At 59.8% G+C, this 18,121-nt stretch carries 13 protein-coding genes and 3 pseudogenes; 12 read left to right on the plus strand and 4 right to left on the minus strand.

Going from position 1 to position 18,121, the window contains the following annotated elements:
• Positions 1-49 precede the first annotated feature (49 nt).
• Both yycI and OMP40_RS18070 read left to right on the plus strand, forming a co-directional pair.
• Positions 50-763 carry a two-component system regulatory protein YycI gene (gene yycI, locus OMP40_RS18065; protein WP_277533500.1) on the plus strand — a complete coding sequence of 238 codons (714 nt, stop codon included), beginning with the start codon at positions 50-52 and terminating at the stop codon, positions 761-763.
• Positions 764-900: 137 nt separating this feature from the next.
• A pseudogene (locus OMP40_RS18070) lies at positions 901-1,708 on the plus strand (MBL fold metallo-hydrolase).
• A gap of 5 nt (positions 1,709-1,713) precedes the next feature.
• Here OMP40_RS18070 and OMP40_RS18075 read toward each other — a convergent pair.
• A complete protein-coding gene (locus OMP40_RS18075; RefSeq protein ID WP_277533502.1) occupies positions 1,714-1,911 on the minus strand; it encodes a hypothetical protein in 198 nt (65 codons plus the stop codon).
• A gap of 144 nt (positions 1,912-2,055) precedes the next feature.
• Between OMP40_RS18075 and OMP40_RS18080 the strand changes: the two genes are divergently transcribed.
• From OMP40_RS18080 to OMP40_RS18090, 3 genes are all read left to right on the plus strand, one after another.
• The gene (locus OMP40_RS18080) at positions 2,056-3,363 is read left to right on the plus strand and encodes a S1C family serine protease (protein ID WP_277533504.1); all 1,308 of its coding nucleotides are present in this window, start codon (positions 2,056-2,058) and stop codon (positions 3,361-3,363) included.
• Positions 3,364-3,404: 41 nt separating this feature from the next.
• On the plus strand, positions 3,405-3,572 hold the full coding sequence (locus OMP40_RS18085) for a CxxH/CxxC protein (RefSeq protein WP_277533506.1): 168 nt from the start codon (positions 3,405-3,407) through the stop codon (positions 3,570-3,572).
• A 362-nt stretch (positions 3,573-3,934) separates the two neighbouring features.
• The gene (locus tag OMP40_RS18090) at positions 3,935-4,837 is read left to right on the plus strand and encodes an IS1595 family transposase (protein WP_277534877.1); all 903 of its coding nucleotides are present in this window, start codon (positions 3,935-3,937) and stop codon (positions 4,835-4,837) included.
• Positions 4,838-5,111: 274 nt separating this feature from the next.
• Here the strand turns inward: OMP40_RS18090 and OMP40_RS18095 are convergent, their stop codons facing one another.
• Positions 5,112-7,286 carry a TrkA C-terminal domain-containing protein gene (locus OMP40_RS18095; RefSeq protein WP_277533508.1) on the minus strand — a complete coding sequence of 725 codons (2,175 nt, stop codon included), beginning with the start codon at positions 7,284-7,286 and terminating at the stop codon, positions 5,112-5,114.
• Between the two features lie 468 nt (positions 7,287-7,754).
• On the opposite strand from OMP40_RS18095, the gene OMP40_RS18100 reads away from it, so the two are divergent.
• The 6 genes and pseudogenes from OMP40_RS18100 to OMP40_RS18125 all read left to right on the plus strand — a co-directional run bounded on the left by OMP40_RS18100 (position 7,755) and on the right by OMP40_RS18125 (position 16,592).
• Positions 7,755-9,500: an ABC transporter ATP-binding protein gene (locus OMP40_RS18100; protein ID WP_277533510.1), complete on the plus strand. Its 1,746-nt coding sequence runs from the start codon at positions 7,755-7,757 to the stop codon at positions 9,498-9,500.
• 30 nt (positions 9,501-9,530) lie between these two features.
• Positions 9,531-11,577 (plus strand): annotated as a pseudogene (locus tag OMP40_RS18105) (ABC transporter ATP-binding protein).
• 96 nt (positions 11,578-11,673) lie between these two features.
• On the plus strand, positions 11,674-12,387 hold the full coding sequence (locus OMP40_RS18110; RefSeq protein ID WP_277533511.1) for a GNAT family N-acetyltransferase: 714 nt from the start codon (positions 11,674-11,676) through the stop codon (positions 12,385-12,387).
• 174 nt (positions 12,388-12,561) lie between these two features.
• Positions 12,562-13,438: pseudogene (locus OMP40_RS18115) on the plus strand (undecaprenyl-diphosphate phosphatase).
• A gap of 701 nt (positions 13,439-14,139) precedes the next feature.
• Positions 14,140-16,086: a DEAD/DEAH box helicase gene (locus OMP40_RS40210; RefSeq protein WP_338131174.1), complete on the plus strand. Its 1,947-nt coding sequence runs from the start codon at positions 14,140-14,142 to the stop codon at positions 16,084-16,086.
• Between the two features lie 203 nt (positions 16,087-16,289).
• A complete protein-coding gene (locus tag OMP40_RS18125) occupies positions 16,290-16,592 on the plus strand; it encodes a hypothetical protein (protein ID WP_277533512.1) in 303 nt (100 codons plus the stop codon).
• 25 nt (positions 16,593-16,617) lie between these two features.
• Here OMP40_RS18125 and OMP40_RS18130 read toward each other — a convergent pair whose 3' ends face one another.
• Positions 16,618-16,932, minus strand: coding sequence for a DUF5658 family protein (locus tag OMP40_RS18130; protein WP_277533514.1), 315 nt, complete (start codon positions 16,930-16,932; stop codon positions 16,618-16,620).
• A gap of 167 nt (positions 16,933-17,099) precedes the next feature.
• Between OMP40_RS18130 and OMP40_RS18135 the strand changes: the two genes are divergently transcribed.
• Positions 17,100-17,315, plus strand: a complete 216-nt coding sequence (locus OMP40_RS18135; protein WP_277533516.1) for a YwbE family protein — start codon at positions 17,100-17,102, stop codon at positions 17,313-17,315.
• A gap of 171 nt (positions 17,316-17,486) precedes the next feature.
• Here OMP40_RS18135 and OMP40_RS18140 read toward each other — a convergent pair whose 3' ends face one another.
• Positions 17,487-18,113: a cysteine hydrolase family protein gene (locus OMP40_RS18140; protein WP_277533519.1), complete on the minus strand. Its 627-nt coding sequence runs from the start codon at positions 18,111-18,113 to the stop codon at positions 17,487-17,489.
• Positions 18,114-18,121 lie beyond the last annotated feature (8 nt).

Consider the following 18,121-nt stretch of genomic DNA (forward strand, 5'->3'; position numbering starts at 1 on the left):
GGAAGAGCGAAGACGGTGCTCATCGTCGCTTTTTTTTGCGCTGAACATCGTGCTCGGATATCAGCTGTGGCTCGAATGGCGGGAGCGGATCGACTCCACGGTCGACTGGACCTCCCTGCCCGCCGAAGCGAGGCAGATCATGCAGGAGAAAAACATTCGCATCGAGGCCAAGATTCCGACGGATACGCCAAGCCTTCGAGATATTACGTACAAGCAGCAGGCGCCTGCCGGAACGGCGGGAGACAAGCGAATCGCGATCGAGCCGCCGAGAGAGACGCGTATCGTATTCAGCAACAAGGAGCTGCGGCAGGCGCTTGGGGATATCATTCCGGAGCTATCGCGATATCGGTTCGATTATTACGGCAGCACGGCAGAAGGGGAATACGCGTTCAACCGTACGGTAGAGGGCCTACCGCTATTCGACGCCAAGCTGATCCTCTACTACAGCGAGCAGAAAATTCAGGAATACAGCCAGGACCTGATCGAGACGTTGCCTTCCGAAGGCGGACCAGACCAGAAGGTGCTGCCGGCGACACAGGCGCTCACGAGCCTCATTCTCAAAAAATATTTGCCGGCAGGCGCCGCCGTCAAGGAAGTGCAGCTCGGCTATCATGGTCAAGGCATCTTTAATTCGGATACGCAGGTGGCCGCGCCGACCTGGCGCATCCTGCTTGAAGACGGAGGCGTATTTTACGTCAACGCGGCCAGCGGCGAGGTTTCCACGGACAAAGAAACCTCCCTCGAGCCGCTGTCGGAACCTTAAGGTTCGCGAACGCGCCATGAAGTAATTAACGCTCGGGGGGCTCTAATCTGATAGAATAAAATAGCGTGTGTTACTATAAAGATCCTTAGAGAGACATATAGCCTTACCGGAGAGAAGAGAGAAGGGAAACAAAGCTTATGGGACTTCGCTTCACGGTGCTGTCCAGCGGATCGACGGGCAATGCGACCGTCGTATCCTCGAGCGCGGCGACGGTACTCATCGATGCCGGTCTAAGCGGCAAAAAAAATCGAAACGCTCATGCAGGAGCGCGAGGTGTCGGGCAGCGAACTGGACGCCATCTTCGTGACGCACGAGCATTCTGACCATATTAAAGGTTTGGGCGCCTTCGCCCGCAAATACGGCCTCCCCGTCTACGCCAACGAGAAGACCTGGGGAGCCATGAACAAGCACGTCGGCGAACTGCCGGACGAACAGCGCAAGGTGCTGCCTACCGGCGGCGTGATGGAGCTGTTCGATCTGCGGATCGAATCGTACGCGATCTCCCATGACGCGGAGGAGCCGGTAGGCTATTGCTTTCGGTCCGACGGCGCGAAGCTGACGCTGGCGACCGACCTGGGTTATGTGAGCGACAAGGTCATGAGCCAACTGCTCGAGTCGGACGTGCTCGTGCTGGAGGCCAATCACGATATCAACATGCTTCGGATGGGCCGATATCCTTGGAACATCAAGCGCCGCATCCTCGGCGACATGGGCCATCTGTCGAACGAAGCGGCCGGCGATACGCTGTGCCGGCTCGTATCCGAGGGCCGCACCAAACGCGTGTACCTCGCTCACTTGAGCCAGGAGCACAATTTGATGGATTTAGCGAAGCTTACAGTGAATACCGTATTAGAAGATAACGGCGTTTTCTATCAGAAGCACGAGTTCGCGCTGTGCGATACGTATGCGGACCGGCCGACCGCTTGGGATCTGGTGAAGGCATAGGGGCGTTAGCGCAGATGGCGGTCAAGTTCTTCTTCCATCTCTTCCGACTTGAGACGCAGCTCCTCGGCGGTGACGATGCCTTTATCGACCAGCACCTCGATCAGCGTGGTGAGCGCCAGCAACTGGCGATAACGATCGTCCTTCAAATCGGCGAGCTGCGCCGCGAAGTCGACGAACGACCAGTGGGGAGAAGTAGGTTTCAAGCGGTTGTCCTCCTTGCATGACCAATTGGATTTGTCGATCGCTGGCTTGCTATGGTTCTGTAAATCTATTACTATTTTAGTCAAATCGCGCGCCGTACATTCCATCTTTCTTTGCTTTTACTTGGCCAGCGAGGGAGGCGTCTTATGGGCTTTTTCAAGGACGATTTTTATTCAACAAAAGTAAAGCGGAGCAGCCGGGAGCCATCGGGCTCCTGGAACCGGCCGAGCCGTTGGGGCCGTCACAACTCCGCTTTGAAAATAGCGCTCGTCTCTTCGCTGGCCAGCTCCGTGCTGGTTGCATCTCTTTTCTACCTGACCGTCGATCGTCCGAAAAGCAGGTCCGCGTCGCCGGCGCTGTCGTCCAGCGTCAGCGGCGGATACGATACGAACGAGCGGATCATCTCGGCAGCCGCCAAGGTCGGCCCCGTCGTCGTCAGCGTCATCAATCAGACGCAGGGCGGTTCCGCCAACAACGAGGCAGCGATCCAAGAGGGCACCAGCCTCGGCTCCGGCGTCATCTTCCTGAAGCAAAAAGGTAAGGCCTATATGATCACGAACGCCCACGTCATCGCTGACAGCGTCAAGCTCCAGGTCGTCCTGTCGAACGGCACCAAGAAGACCGCGACCGTCGTAGGCAAGGACACGATCACCGATCTGGCCGTCCTTGAGACGGACGACAAGGGAATCAGTCAAGTCGCCGATATCGGGGACTCGGGCAAGCTGCGCAAGGGAGAGACCGTCATCGCGGTGGGCAATCCGCTGGGCTTCAGCGATTCGCTCTCCAACGGCATCGTCTCCAACTTGAAGACGACCGTTCCGATCTCGCTTAACCAGGACGGCGTATACGACTGGGAGGAAGAGGTCATCCAGATCTCGGCGCCGATCAATCCGGGCAACAGCGGCGGCGCGCTGGTCAACTTGAACGGCCAAGTCGTCGGCATTAACAGCATGAAGGTCGCGGATACGAGCGTAGAGGGCATCGGGTTCTCCATTCCGATCGACGACGCGATGCCGATCGTCGAACAACTGATGGAGCACGGCAAGATCAAACGTCCATACCTTGGCGTCTACTCGATGGATCTGTCCATCTATCTGGACAATCAGGCGAATTCGGAGGACGAAGTCCCATCCGACTCCGGCGACGCCGAAGCTGCGCCGGAGTCGAACGGCGACGACGACGTTCCGATGGGCGAGGCGCTCGTCGTGCCCAAAGGCGTGTCCGAAGGCGTAGTCGTGCTCGAGGCTGTAGGTCCGGCCAAGGCGGCGGGTCTTGCCTTCAACGACATTATCGTAGCGCTCGACGACCAGCCGATCAGCAGCACCCTCGATTTGCGCAAGTACTTGTATACGAAGACCAAGATCGGGGATACGCTAGCTATTACCTACTATCGCGACGGGAAGAAGAGCGATCTCCGCGTAAAGCTCGTCGAGAAGACCGAGAACGACGGCTAACCACATGAGCCGATCTTCGGCAAGAGGAAGGACATCTCATCATGTATTGCGTATGTAAAGAACACGTGGAGCTCGCCATCGACACCTTCGTCGACGAATACGAGGATGCGCCCGATCTCGTCAATTTGAAGGAGACCACGTTCTCCGCCTGGGATCCGCCGCAGCACTGCGAATTTTGCAAGGAGCCGGTACACTTTCTTGTCGTCTGAAAACGGGCGCCGAGCTCCGGCAGTTTAGAGAACGCAAGACGCCCCTTAGGGGGCGCTTCGGCGTTCTCTTTTTTTGTTCGCCGTTCCTCGCCATGGCCGAGAGGCTCGCGTATGGGGGACCACATCTGTGCGACAAGTTTTAACGATATCCCCTTCGGTCAGGAGCGGGTTCTTGCTTGCGGGGTACGTTTTAACGGTATCCCCTTCGGTCAGGTTAGTCTCTTAGAGGCTCGCAAAAAAACAACAAAATTTATTGAAAAACAGTAGCCAACCCATCCATATTTTGCTACAATAAGAACAAACGTTCTATAAGAGCGAGGTGGTTTGACATGAGCGGAGGCCCCTATTCGATTGGAGCCGGAATGCCGGTTTATAGCGAGGAAGACTGCGAGGGCGCCCTCTTCATGGCAAAGTGGCCAAGCGGGTATAGATGTCCTCGTTGCGTGCATCCGCAATATTACAACGTCGCCTCTAAGGGACGCAAGTTATTCGAGTGCATATCCTGCGGACACCAGACCTCGCTGACGGCAGGAACGGTGCTCGAAGGTACGCGCACGCCGCTGTGCAAATGGTTTCAGGCGATGTATCTTATGCAGATCGGCATTAGCGCCAAGCTGTTGTCCGAGCTCATTCAGGTTACCTATAAGACCGCGTGGTTGATGAATCACAAGCTTCGCTATGCGATCGAGCAATGGGATCGGGAGCTTCCGCTGCAAGGTCAATTACAGCTGCTCGGGGAATTTTACGGGTACGAATTCAGCCGTCATTTTAGCAGTATAAGCGCGGATGCCGAACAAAGAGCGCAGCCCGTCATCGTCGGTGCTTCTATCGTCGAGTCGACGGGCACGATGACGAATTTGAAGATCAAGCGGATGGAATGCGCCGGCAGCGTTCCTGAGGATTCGGGCGAATTGGAGCGCTTCCTGCGGAATCACGCAGTCCATGCGGTAGACAGGGCCGGCGAGGTGAAGGTCTTTGATCGACGCGACCGCCGAGAACGTTCGGCGCTGCACGCGATCTGGACCGACGCCGTCAGATGGCTGGCCCGGACGTTTGGCGGGATTGGTCCGAAGCATCTGCAGGCGTATCTTGACGAGTTTTGTTTCCGCCGCGTATTGCGTAACGAGTCGATGGCGGAATTGATCGGATTGTGCGGCAGGACGAATACGATTATAAATCGGGACCTGGTTGGAAAAAGAGCCGGCATCCAACCGATTAGACGGGGCCGTAAATATACGAATTCACGTCGAAAAGTCGCGTCTTAGGCTTGTCGAACGCCGGTGAAGACGGTGGATGTCGAGAGGGCGCGCCCGTATGAGCCACTCTACGAACGAAGTTGCGCATAACCGTATCCCGCTGGAGCGACTGCCATCCCTGCCGTCCGCTTCCTGAGCGAAGGGGATACCGTTAAAACGCGGTGAAACGAGCGAAGAGGAGGCAAAGCCTCCCGGGATCCTCTCACTTGCCCGGCTTGGCGTGCCGAGACGCGGCGCATATACGCGCATGAATGCGGCTGCGGGCAGCGGCAGCTCGCGAAGATCAGCTTCTGAACCGCTTGAGCAGCTCCTTGCCCCATTTCCACAGGATATTGCCGGACAACAGGAACGCGACGAGCAGGCCGCTGCACGTGACGGCGAGCGCGATCCATTCGAAGACGGAGTATCCGGACATGTGGCTCCACTGGATCGGGCTCTTCAGATCTTCGATGACCTGGTTCATGCCATAAATCCCGCTGATGACGGTATAGATGGTCAGAACGTTCAGCAAGTAGCTGGACCGTCGCGAGTTGGCGTTTTCCTGATATTTGAACAGGTCGGTGAGGGTTTGCTTGACGTCCTCGAACAGCTCGTCGTTGCCGTACATTTTGCGCAGCTGAAGGAAAATCTCCCGCCCCTGGGACTGCGAGACGACCTCAAGGAAGTTGTACTTGGCGGAAAATGTCGTGATGTCGCGGATAAGCAGCTCCGTTTTCTCCGAATCTCGTTCCATTTGCACGCGGGAATATGAATTCGACAGCTTGAGCAGGACGATACGGTGGAATAGATTCAGCAACAGGCCATAATAGTATTCGCCGTACATTTTGTTGACGATGGCGTCCGCTTTGCGTTCGGGCAGGCTGTTCAAGCAACAGAAGCAGCTCTCGTCGGTCTGGTAGTACGCGTACGGCGCCCATCGTTCAAGTCCGGTGCCTCGGCAGTATTCCTCGATATAAGGTATATAGTATGCGCTGATATACGGATCGCCGTTATCGTCGAGGCCGTCGAGCCTTGACGCGCGGTAGCGATCGAGGAGCGAGATGTCCGCGTTCTCCGGAAAAGCGTAGCTCGCCATGACGTACATGCGCTCGTCGATCAGGTAGGGCAGCTCTTCGAAGTACGCGCCGTCCATCGGCGTGCGGTCGAGGTGCTCGACCATATGAGGCACGATGGCCTGGAAAATAAAATCTTGAACCTCCTTGTAGCTCTCGCCTTCGTATTCGACGCTCGCGGCGCGGTCTTCGCTGTGCGCGTCCTGAAGCGCGCGGAGACGATCGGCGAATTCGATCGCTTCGGTCAAGGTCGGGTTTTCCTTGAGCAGTTGGACGCGAAGCGTGATGAAGCCGGTGTCGAACGGACAGAGCACGACGTCGACGGCATGCAGGATGAACGGCGCATCGAAATACCGCATCCGCAATACGGCTGTCTTGCCCATCGCTTTGCTCATGCGCTGAAAGCTCTCCACGTTGTCTTCGGAAGGGAACAGGACATGGTTCGTAAACGGCAGGTAATAGCGCTCCATATCCCGATGCGATACGCGATGCTTCGGGCCGTAGAACGCGTCTTCAAGCTCCAGCGCGCTCAGACGGAAGGCTACGAAGCCTTCGCGCTCCAAGGTGTCTTTAACGTCTTTGTGGCAATCGGTCGTCAGGGAGAAGGGGAACAAAAATTGAAAATTTGCGTCCCGGAGCGGCTGATCCGCTGCGTCTCCGCGCTGAAACGGCTTTACAGCGTCCATGCGCTCGTTTTTCATAAGGGCGAGACCGCCTGCCTTTCGTCGCGTTCCATGGCTTTTTTTCGCCTCGAGCTCGGCGCCGAAGGAACGCTTGATCTGTCTCATGCTCCCGTATACGTAAAGGATGTCTCCCGCCTCCAGCGGCGTCTCCATGCGGCGCTCGCGAATCGCGATCGTACCGCGTTTGATCAGGAGGATGTTCACGTCCGGGAGCCGTTCGCACAGCTCCTTGATCGTATGTCCGATAGCCGCCGACGACTCGCCGATCGGAATGTCGATAAAGGCGTCTTCCTTCTCCAAGTATAGCACCTCTTGAATCGCGAGCTCGTGAATCGAGAAGGTTTGACGGAAAGCGCCGCTCATGCGCTTTTCCAGGAGCTTGCCGACCGCGGGTATGCGCAGCACGACGTAGACCAGAAACAGCGCGCCCGATGCGACCGACAGCGGGTACAAATGAAAGTCGGGGGCAAGAATCGCGCTGATGCAGGAGATCATGACGGCAAGCGAGAACGCGCCGAACAGAATCAGAAAAATGCCGATTCGTCTGCGGACCGGGTGCCCGAGGATCAGCTCGGACTCTTTGGTCGTGAAGCCCGTGCCGGTCAGAAGCGAGATGACCTGGAAGCGCGCGATGGGGTGTTCAAGTCCCGTCGAACGCATGAGGACGGCGGAGATCTCGACGACGAGAAATACGATCAGTATGTAGACGATGATAAACCCCATAAGGGCGCCGCCTTTCCTTTAAGTCCGCGGAAGGTCCCGCGGCGGCTATACTCAGTTATACCCTTTGCCCCGGGCGCTTCAAGCGTGGGGACGGGCCGCAACCAAACCATATTTTTCCGTCGACCCCATTGACAGCTTCCGTTGGCCGATGGTAAAGTGGCAAAGTGTCATATACATTTCACATTTGGAAGGGAGGATTGCGTTCGATGCGTACATCCATGATTGTTCTAGCCGCTGTCGCTCATGTCTTTAGAAGCGAACGTAATCCGTTAAAGCCCGATTAATCCAACGATGGATATCAGGGCGCGCGATTACGTCTCCGTAATCGCGCGCCTTTCTTATTCGCCCCGGAACGAACGAATGTTCGAGAATCGGGGGGCGGATGCATAGAATAGGCGTATCGCTTACGGGCGATGCGCCTTTTTTTGCATGCTTGGATGCGATCGGGCACAGAAGAGAGGGGAAAAAATGCTTAGCGTACTTATCAAGTTAAAATGGTTTTTCAGCGCGCATTGGAAAAGGTACACGATCGCGGTCATCCTGCTGGCTATCGCCGGCATCGTAGAAATCGTGCCTCCCAAGCTGCTCGGCAATACGATCGACGGCATCCAGCAGGGGACGATGACGCAAGATGATTTTTACCAAATTGTCCTGCTGTGGCTCGGCCTCACGATCGTCAGTTATTGCATTAACTACGTGTGGATGTACCAGCTGTTCGGAGGCTCGATGATGCTGGAGCGGCTGCTGCGGACGAAGCTGATCCATCATCTGCTGCGCATGACGCCGACATTCTACGAGCGCAACCGGACGGGCGACCTGATGGCGCGCGCGACGAACGATCTGTGGGCCATCTCGAATACGGCCGGCTTCGGCATCCTTACGCTGATCGACTCGTCGATCTTCATGGTCACGATCCTGTTCATAATGGCAGGATTGATCAGCTGGAAGCTCACGCTCGCGGCCATGCTGCCGCTGCCGCTTATCGCGCTGGCGATGAAGCATTTCGGCGGCAAGATCCACGATCGCTTCATGAAGGCGCAGGACGCGTTCGGCGAACTGAACGACCAGGTGCTCGAATCGGTGACCGGCGTTCGCGTCGTTCGCGCCTACGTGCAGGAAAAGGCGGACGAGGAGCGGTTTCACGCGAAGACGAACGAAGTGCTGGACCGCAATATCGCGGTCGCCCGCATCGACGCGCTGTTCGAACCGACGAATAAGGTTCTGATCGGACTGAGTTATATTATCGGCGTCTGCTATGGCGGATACCTGGTCTTCAGGAGCGAAATCACGCTCGGGGAGCTCGTCTCCTTCAACATTTTCCTCGGGATGCTCATCTGGCCGATGTTCGCCATCGGCGAGTTGATCAACATCATGCAGCGCGGCAACGCCTCGCTCGACCGGGTCAACGAGACGCTCGGCTACGTGCCGGACGTCCAGGACCCGCATCGGCTAGCCGAAGTGCCGGCGCCGGATACGCTTGAATTCAAGGCGGTAACCTTCCGCTATCCGTCGTCGGCGGTAGACAATCTGATCGACGTCGGCTTCGAGCTGAAGCGCGGCCAGACGCTCGGCATCGTCGGGCGAACCGGCAGCGGCAAAACGACGCTGCTCAAGCAGCTGCTGCGGGAGTACCCCGCGGGCAGCGGGGAAGTGTCGGTCTCCGGCGTGCCGATCCAGGACATCGGCATCGACCGTCTGCTCTCCTGGGTCGGCTACGTGCCGCAGAATCCGATCCTGTTTTCCCGCACGATTCGCGAGAACATCCTGTTCGGCCGCGCGCAGGCGACGCCGGAGCAGCTGCAGCATGCGCTCGTCCGGGCCTCGTTCGCCAAGGACATCGTCTTTCTGCCCGACGGGCTGGAGACGCTGGTCGGCGAGAAGGGCGTGGCGCTCTCCGGCGGACAGAAGCAGCGCGTGAGCATCGCCCGCGCGATGATCGCCGATCCGGAGATTCTCATGCTGGACGACGCGCTGTCCGCCGTCGACGCGCGGACGGAGGCCGAGATCATCGAGGGCATCCGCACCGAGCGGGCGGGCAAGACGACGCTCATCGCGACGCATCGGCTGTCCGCGGTGCAGCACGCGGACCTCATTCTCGTGCTGGACGAAGGCTACGTCGTCGAACGCGGCACGCATGAGGAGCTGCTGGCGCACGGCGGCTGGTACAAGGAGCAGTACGATCGGCAGCAGCTTGAAGCGATCGTCGAAGGCTAAGAGAAGAGAAAGAAACGAAGGTGATCAAACATGACAGGCAAGCGTTTATTCCGCTATGCATTGCTTTATAAGAGAACGATCATTTGGGCGCTGGTCATGCTGGCGCTGGCGGTATGCGCCGAGCTGCTGGGGCCGCTGCTGGCCAAGCGGATGATCGACCAGAACATTCTGGGCATCGAGAAAACGTGGTACCAGGTTCAGGCCAAGCAAAGCGATGCGGTCCCTTACCGGGGCAACTGGTACGTGAGAAGCGACCATCTCCCGGCTGGCGCGGACCGCAGTCCGGCGCTGGCGAAGCGCGTGCTTCAGGAGAAGCGAAGCTACTACTGGATCGACGGCGACCTCGCGTTCGACGGCGCCCGATCCGTCGCGGACGGCACGATGACCGTGACCGCCAAAGACGGGCGCAGCGCGCAATATGCGGCCGCCAAGCTCTCGAAAGGCGAGTTGTATGCATTTTACAAACCCGAAGTGCCGATGCTGTTGAAGCTGGCGGCCGCCTACTTCGGACTGCTGCTGCTCGCTGCCGTGTTCACCTACGGACAGAAGCTGCTGCTGCAGACGTCCGCGAACCGCATCGTCCAACGCATGCGCGAGGACGTATTCGCGCACACGCATCGCCTGCCGGTGCAGTACTTCGACAATCTGCCCGCGGGCAAGGTCGTCTCGCGCATCACCAACGACACCGAAGCCGTCCGCGAGCTGTTCGTGGCGGTGCTGGCGAACTTTTTCTCCGGCATCGTCTATATGACCGCGATCCTGGGCGCGCTGTTCCTGCTCGACACGAGCCTCGCGCTCATCGCCCTGCCGCTTATTCCGATATTGGCGATCTGGATCGTGCTGTACCGCAAGTACGCCGGCAAGCTGAACAACGTGATCCGCGCCAAGCTTAGCGATATCAACGGCATGATCAACGAGTCCATCCAAGGGATGACGATCATCCAGGCGTTCGGCAGGCAGAAAAAGATGGCCAAGGAATTCGACGAGCTGGGCGAGGACTACTTCAATCATCAGACCAAATTGGTCAGCTTGAACTCGATTACCTCCCATAATCTCGTCAACGTCATACGCAATTTAATCTTTTTGGGCGTCCTCTGGATGTTCTGGGGCGGCTCATTGAGCACCGCGGTGACGGTAGGCGTGCTGTACGCGTTTATCGACTACATGAACCGGATGTTCCAGCCGATCGTCGGCATCGTCAACCAGCTCTCCAACCTGGAGACGGCGCGAGTATCCGCGTCCCGCGTATTCGAGCTGCTGGACCAGCCGGGCATCCCGGTCGAGCAAGGCACCGCGCCTCGCAGCGGCGGCGACGTACGCTTCGAGCACGTGACCTTCGCCTACAAGAAGGGCGAGAACGTGCTGAAAGACGTGAGCTTCCATGCCCGCCAAGGCGAGACGGTCGCGCTCGTCGGCCACACCGGCTCCGGCAAGAGCTCGATATTGAACCTGCTGTTCCGCTTCTACGATATCGAAGAGGGCAGCATCAAGGTGGACGGCGTCGACGTCCGCGATATCCCGAAGCAGCAAGCTGCGCGCGCATATGGGCATCGTGCTGCAGGACCCGTTCCTGTTCACGGGGACGATCGCTTCGAACGTGAGTCTCGGCAACCCCGCGATCACGCGGGAGCGGGTGGAGCAAGCGCTGCGCGACGTGGGCGCGTACGACATGTTCATGAGCCTGCCAGGCGGAATCGACGAGCCGGTCATCGAGAAAGGCGCGACGCTGTCCGCCGGCCAGCGGCAACTGATCTCCTTCGCCAGGGCGCTCGCGTACGATCCGGCGATTCTCATCCTGGACGAGGCAACGGCCAGCATCGACACCGAGACCGAGGCTATCATCCAGGCCGCGCTGGACGTGCTCAAGAAGGGCAGGACGACGTTCGTCATCGCCCACCGCCTCTCCACGATCCGTCAGGCCGATCAGATCCTCGTGCTGGACCACGGCGTCATCGTGGAACGCGGCGACCATGAGCGTCTGATGCGGCTGCAGGGTAAATACTATGCGATGTACCGGCTGCAGGGCGGAGCCTCGGTCGACACCGTCGCCGTCGCTGCGGAAGCGGCCGCGAACTAGAGACGAGGAAGAAGAAGGCGCGAATCGAGACGCCATCGAAAGGCGAGGAACAAGACGGCGCGGATCGAGACGCTATCGAAGTCGAGGAACAAGACGGTGCGGATCGAGACGCTATCGAAGTCGAGGAACAAGACGGCGCGAATCGAGACGCCATCGAAAGGCGAGGAACAAGACGGTACGGATCGAGACGCTATCGAAGTCGAGGAAGAATCAACGGTATGCGCCGTGTCGGAAACGAAAGACGGAGGAGAAGGATTCATGGTTCGAATCAGGACGGAAACGAATGAAGATATCGATGCGGTCAGGCAAATCCACCTGGCCGCCTTCGGCGGGCGGGAGGACGAGAGCAGGCTCGCGGACCGCATCCGCGAGTCCGCCGGCTTCGTGCCGGAGCTGTCGCTCGTGGCCGAAGCCGACGTCCGGGTCGTGGGGCATATGCTGATCAGCAAGGCGGAGCTCGTGGACGGCCAGGATGCGACGGACACGCTCGTGCTGGCGCCGATCGGCGTTCTGCCCGATGCGCAAGGCCGCGGCGTCGGCGGTGCATTGATCCGGGAAGGCATTCACCGGGCGGAAGAAATGGGCTACAAGCTGATTTTCCTTATCGGCCATCCGTCCTACTATCCGCGGTTCGGCTTCAAGCCCGCGGTGGATAGCGGCCTTGTCCTCATGCAGTTCGACGTGCCGGACGACGTGTTCATGGTGCGGGAGCTGGCAGAAGGCGAGTTGGCCCGACTAGCTGCGACGCGCAAGGAGAAGTACGGGGGAGTTGAAGTATCCCCAGACGTTTTTCGCTTAGCTTGTGCCTGAATGATGCCGGAACGAAGAAGCCAATCTCGCATCCTTGTGCTCGAATCCTTTCCCGAAGGGTAGTATAGTAGCGGAAGCATGGGCCCGAGTCCATTAGACAAGGACCCTGCATTCCCTATAAACTAGACCATAGGAAACCGCAATCGGAATCGGGAAAGGGAGTAGAGCGTACATATGTCATTCCTCGAAATTTTAAAAGGCATCATCATCGGCATCGTCGAAGGCGTCACGGAGTTCGCGCCCGTCTCTTCTACCGGTCATATGATCATCGTCGACGACCTCTGGCTGAAGACGGAGAACTTTCTCGGCTCGGACGCGGCGGTCGCGTTCAAGGTCGTCATCCAGCTCGGCTCGATCCTGGCGGTCGTCGTGCTGTTCTGGCGGCGGTTCATGGATCTGCTCGGACTTCGGAAACTCAAAGGCAAAGACGCGCGCATCGAAGCGGAGCACGAGGGAACGGGGGGAGTGGAGCGGTACAGGCACCGGCCGCCTCAAGCTGATGCAGGTCATCGTGGGTCTGATCCCGGCGGGCATTCTCGGCTTCCTGTTCGACGACATGATCGAGAAGCATCTTTTCTCCACGGAAACGGTGCTCGTCGGCCTCGTGCTGGGCGCGATCCTCATGATCGGCGCGGACCGGCTGGCCCCTAAACAGCCGAAGGTGCATACGGTGGACCAGATTACGTACCGACAGGCGCTCATGATCGGCCTGATTCAATGCTTCTCGCTGTGGCCGGGATTCTCGCGGTCCGGGTCGACGATCTCCGGCGGCGTCCTGCTCGGTCTGAGTCACCGTGCGGCGGCGGACTTCACCTTTATCATGGCCGTGCCAATCATGGCGGGCGCCAGCCTCATCACGCTGCTGAAGAATTACCAGTACATCACCACGGACATGCTGCCGTTCTACATCGCGGGCTTTGTCGCCGCGTTCCTGGTGGCGCTGGTGGCGATCCGGTTCTTCCTGAACCTCATCAACCGGATCAAGCTGGTGCCGTTCGCGATCTACCGGATCGTGCTCGCCGTCGTGCTGGCGCTGGTGATCTGGCTGTAACGATTGGCGCGCGTATTTGAACGGCTGCCCGGATAGTCCGGCGCAGCCGTTTTTTTTATTTATCCATACGTATAAATCACGGTCCGAACGTATAAAACACGGCGAAATAGAGGCTTCCTCTGGTAACCTCAGGGCAACGATCGGCGGGAAGGTAAGCAGATGGGCGAAAAGAGAACCTCGGTTAGCCGTTATGCGATACAGACAGAGGAATCGGACTCAGGGGCCGTTATTTCTTAAAAAACGGTTCCCATTGCGATCGTATCGGACTGGAGGGACGTTATGGATCCGGATCAACGCTAAAAAAGGCCGGCAATCCCGCGATAACGGTGCCTGGGTCCGAAAACGAGCCGCGAATCGCGATCGGAACAAGAATAAGGGCTCCCCGGTCCGTCCGCTGCGCGTCTGTACGCAAACCGAAGGGCCGTAAGCGGCTTTTTTGGCTTGCGCAGAAGGTTTGAACGGTATCCCCTTCCGTCAGGGAAAAATGCATCCTGATCGAAGGGGATACCGTTCAAACGGGTAAAATGAAGATCAGGGACCACTAAAATTAAGGCTCCGCCGAAACGCGGAAAAAGGCGCGTAATGTGGTAGGATAGGATTACGAAAGCGCGGCAGCGGTCCGCGAATATAAATGAGGTGCTATTGTGACAGAGTTTGGACCATTGGGTGTGTCGGCGCGCGCATCCGAATTATTGCATAGCTTGGGCATTAAGCAGCCGACGCCGGTGCAGGCGCAGACGATCCCGGTCGCACTGACGGGCAAGGACGTCATCAGCCAGGCGCAGACGGGTACGGGCAAGACGCTCGCCTTCGTGCTGCCGATGCTGGAGCGGATCAAGCCGGAGGTGCCGTATCTGCAGGGCTTGATCGTGACGCCGACGCGCGAGCTCGCGATCCAGATCACGGCGGAGATCAAGAAGCTGCTGCCGGCTTACGAAGGCGTGCGGGTGCTGGCGGTCTACGGCGGCCAGGACGTCGAGGCGCAGCTGCACAAGCTGGAAGGAAATATGCATATGATCGTGGCGACGCCGGGACGGCTGCTCGATCATATGCGACGCGAGACGGTCAGGCTGTCCAACGTGCGCATGATGGTGCTCGACGAAGCCGACCAGATGCTGCACATGGGCTTCCTCGGCGAGGTCGAGGAGATCATGTCCAAGACGCCGAAGGACAGGCAGACGATGCTTTTCTCGGCGACGATGCCGGACAAGATCCGGAACCTGGCCGGCCGTTATCTGCGGGACCCGCAGGAAGTGACCGTCAAGGCGAAGCAGGTGACGGTCAAGGATACGGCGCAGCTCGTCATCGAGACGACGGACCGGGCGAAGCAGGCGGCGCTGGTCGCGATGATCGAAGAGACGCAGCCCTATCTCGGGATGGTGTTCTGCCGGACGAAGCGGCGCGCGAGCACGCTGAACGAAGCGCTGCAGGCGATGGGCTACAGCAGCGACGAGCTGCACGGCGACCTGTCGCAGGCCAAGCGGGAGCAGGTCATGCGGAAGTTCCGTGACGCGAAGCTGCAGATTCTGGTGGCGACGGATATCGCGGCGCGCGGGCTTGACGTCGAGGGCGTGACGCATGTGTACAACTACGACGTGCCGCAGGACGCGGAGAGCTACATTCACCGCATCGGGCGGACGGGACGCGCGGGCGAGTCGGGCATGGCGATCACGTTCGTGGCGCCCAAGGACCGCGGGGACCTCGGCGTAATCGAGGACGGCATCGGCATGTTCATCGAGCGGCGCAAAATCGGGGCGGCCGGCGGCAGCGTGGCCGCCGAAGGCGCGCCGACGGCGAAGACGCGGACGCCGGGCGCATTCGGCAAGCGCGCGGGTGCGGCAGGGGCCGGCGCGCGCGGCGGCGCGACGCGAGGCGCCGGAAGCGGGCGCCGCGGCGAGAGCCGCTCCGACGATCGCGGCGGCGCGCGGGGCGAAGGCCGCGGCGCGGTCCGCGGCGGCGTCGTGCGCGGGGCGCGCGGCGACAGCGCGGCTGCGCTCGGCGGGCGCGGCGCGGAGCGAGGATTGCGCGGCGGCGCGGCGAATGCGGGCGCAGGCCGCGGCAAAGGCGTCCCTGCGCACGGCGGGCGCGGCGCGGGCTCTGAAGGCGGCGCAGGCGAGACGCGCGCCGCCAAGTGGTGGGAGCAGGGCGAATACTTCGCCCCGGCTCCCGAAGAGCGCGCGGCCGAGCCGCAGGCCCAGCGCCGCAGGCCGGGCGCAGGCGGTCCTGGCAACGGCCGGCGCGAAGCCGGCGCAGGCCGGCCGCAGGCGGCGCCGGGCCGCGGGCCGCGCAGCGGCGGCGCCGCTGGCGAAGGCCGCTACGCCGGCGCATCCGCGCTGGGCGGCCGGGCCGAGCGCGGCGCCAAGGCGCACGGCGCGCCGGCCGAGCGGCCTAAGCGCGGCGGCGACCGCGCCTCTGCGGGCCGCGGCGAGCGCGGCTTCGGCGCCGGGCCAAGCGGCGGCGCCGGGGGCTTCGCCCGCGGCGGCGAGCGTCCGTCCGGCGGCCGCAGCGGCGGCAGGCCGCAGGCCGGCGGTTCCCGGGACGGCGGACGCAAGCCGTCTTCGGGCGGACGGGGCGGCTTCGGCGGCGGACCGGGCGGCGGAGCAGGCCGCGGCAAAGCGCCTTCGCGCGCGCCGAAAGGCCGCAAATAAGGCCCATCGGAGCCGGAACGATAGCCGGAACGACGGCAATACGCCTCGCGCACTCAAAACGCGCGAGGCGTTTTTGATGATTGTATGCGCGAAATGCTCACAAATATAGGAGAGATTCGCCGATATATGCCATAGGACGCATTTTGTCCGCGCTGTCGGCGCTATGAATATATTCCACTTCATCGCTAAAAGGGGATAACGAAATGAAAACGGAAATTTTGCAGCAGGTGACGATCGTGGATATGAACGAGGAGATGTTGACGCGGATCGATTTCTCGCATGCGGTGGACGTGCCCGGGTCGCTCGCGATCGGCTGGTCGGTCGTCACGTACCCGCTCGGCTTGCGGGAATTCGAGGTCGTATACGACCGCCGGGAAGAACGCACGGTGAGCAGCAAGGTCGTCGATATCGAAGTGGATACGACGGGCGAAAAGAATGAAATTCGCGCCTATCTGGAGCCGATCACGCTGATCATCGGGCAGCATGACATAGGCGCGGCGGAGTAACGTTCAGGACCGGTTCTTTGGTGCTTCATGCCGCGGCGAAAGCGATCCAGACGACGTGATAGAGTGCGACGGCGGCATACAGAGCCGTAGCGAGCCCGATTCCGCGGCGAACGATCGGGCGTTCGGGCACATGGCGGAGCATGAATAGCAGGAGCAGCGGTAACAGGGTTTTGTAGCCGTAGAAAAAGAGGATGTTGGTTTCGTACAACGCCTTCGCGATCGGATTGGCTTCCTGGATCAATTGCAGCCGAATGCCGCAATCCGTCGCCAGCGCATCGAATACGCACAAGACGAAGAGCAAATACCGGTTTCGCACGCTGCCGCCGGCAACCTGGGCCATGTAGAGCACCACCTTTAGATACATATTGTATCATCAGGGGCGTAGGTATGCCACTTCCTGCCTCGAGAGATGCGCCGGCATCGCAGTCTTGATATGATGGTAACGCGCGCCTAACATGGCGCGGCAAGACAGCGAACCAGGCTTGGCAAAGGAAGGATTGAGCGAATATGGCAGGCAGCGGGCGGAACCGCAGCGACGTTAAGCCCGGACTGACGGTGGATATTGTGTTGAAGCAGGATCAGCGTACGGGCAAGCTCACTCGCGGCGTCGTGAAGGATCTGCTGACCAACTCGGCTACGCATCCGCACGGCATCAAGGTGAGGCTGCAGGACGGCCAGGTCGGCAGAGTGCAGGCGATTTTGAACGAGGGGGATCAGCGATAGGGGTCGGTTCGCGCTTTTGAAGGATATCCCCTTCGCTCAGGGAAGACGGGTTCCTGAGCGAAGGGGATACCGTTAAAACGTGCCGGAGATGCGTCGCAGCTCCAGCAATAACAGAGGACCGCGTCGGCGAATAAAGCCGCGCGGTCCTCTGTCGTTCCGGCCGGACTTCGATCAGGCCGATGCCTCGATCGGCGAAGCCGCCGCTTGCCAGACCGCGCCGACCTGCCCTGCGTCGAGCACGGTGCCGAAGACGTTCGCGATGTTCGCGAGGGTGCCGGCATGCGCTTCGGGACTCGATCCTGCGCAGGCATCGGACACGAGCGTGACGTTGTAATCGAGCATGAAGCCGTCCCGCGCCGTCGATTCCACGCACACGTTGGTGAGTACGCCGGTGAGGACGATCGATTTGCAGCCCATGGACCGCAGGATGAGATCCAGGTTCGTGCCGATGAAGCCGCTGTAGCGGTGCTTCTCCACGACGGCGTCTCCCGGCTGCGGGTACAGTTTGTAATAATCCGCGCCCCAGCTGTCCTTAACGACGATCGACATCTCGGTCCCGTGTTTGTTGGTCCAGGCTTCGGATTTGGTCGTGTCGTCCAGGGTCATATAGACGAATACGACGGGGACGCCGGCGGCACGGGCATGGGCGATCAGGCCGTCGATCTTGGGCACGCAGGCTTGAAAGGCGGCAATGTCGGCCAGTCCGCGCTGGGCGGAGGCGCCGTCTTCGTGGCAGAAATCGTTTTGCATATCGATAATGATAAGGGCGGTGTCTTGCGGTTGAAGATAAGCGGTCATCTAACATT

The sequence above is a fragment of the Cohnella rhizosphaerae genome (assembly GCF_029525575.1).
GTDB lineage: Bacteria > Bacillota > Bacilli > Paenibacillales > Paenibacillaceae > Cohnella > Cohnella rhizosphaerae.

Coding starts and splice junctions, on each gene's coding strand:
- OMP40_RS18080 (WP_277533504.1), top strand. CDS start 2,056: ATGGGCTTTTTCAAGGACGATTTTTATTCAACAAAAGTAAAGCGGAGC.
- OMP40_RS18125 (WP_277533512.1), top strand. CDS start 16,290: ATGAAAACGGAAATTTTGCAGCAGGTGACGATCGTGGATATGAACGAG.
- OMP40_RS18085 (WP_277533506.1), top strand. CDS start 3,405: ATGTATTGCGTATGTAAAGAACACGTGGAGCTCGCCATCGACACCTTC.
- OMP40_RS18090 (WP_277534877.1), top strand. CDS start 3,935: ATGCCGGTTTATAGCGAGGAAGACTGCGAGGGCGCCCTCTTCATGGCA.
- OMP40_RS18095 (WP_277533508.1), bottom strand. CDS start 7,286: ATGGGGTTTATCATCGTCTACATACTGATCGTATTTCTCGTCGTCGAG.
- OMP40_RS18140 (WP_277533519.1), bottom strand. CDS start 18,113: ATGACCGCTTATCTTCAACCGCAAGACACCGCCCTTATCATTATCGAT.
- OMP40_RS18135 (WP_277533516.1), top strand. CDS start 17,100: ATGGCAGGCAGCGGGCGGAACCGCAGCGACGTTAAGCCCGGACTGACG.
- OMP40_RS18130 (WP_277533514.1), bottom strand. CDS start 16,932: ATGGCCCAGGTTGCCGGCGGCAGCGTGCGAAACCGGTATTTGCTCTTC.
- OMP40_RS18100 (WP_277533510.1), top strand. CDS start 7,755: ATGCTTAGCGTACTTATCAAGTTAAAATGGTTTTTCAGCGCGCATTGG.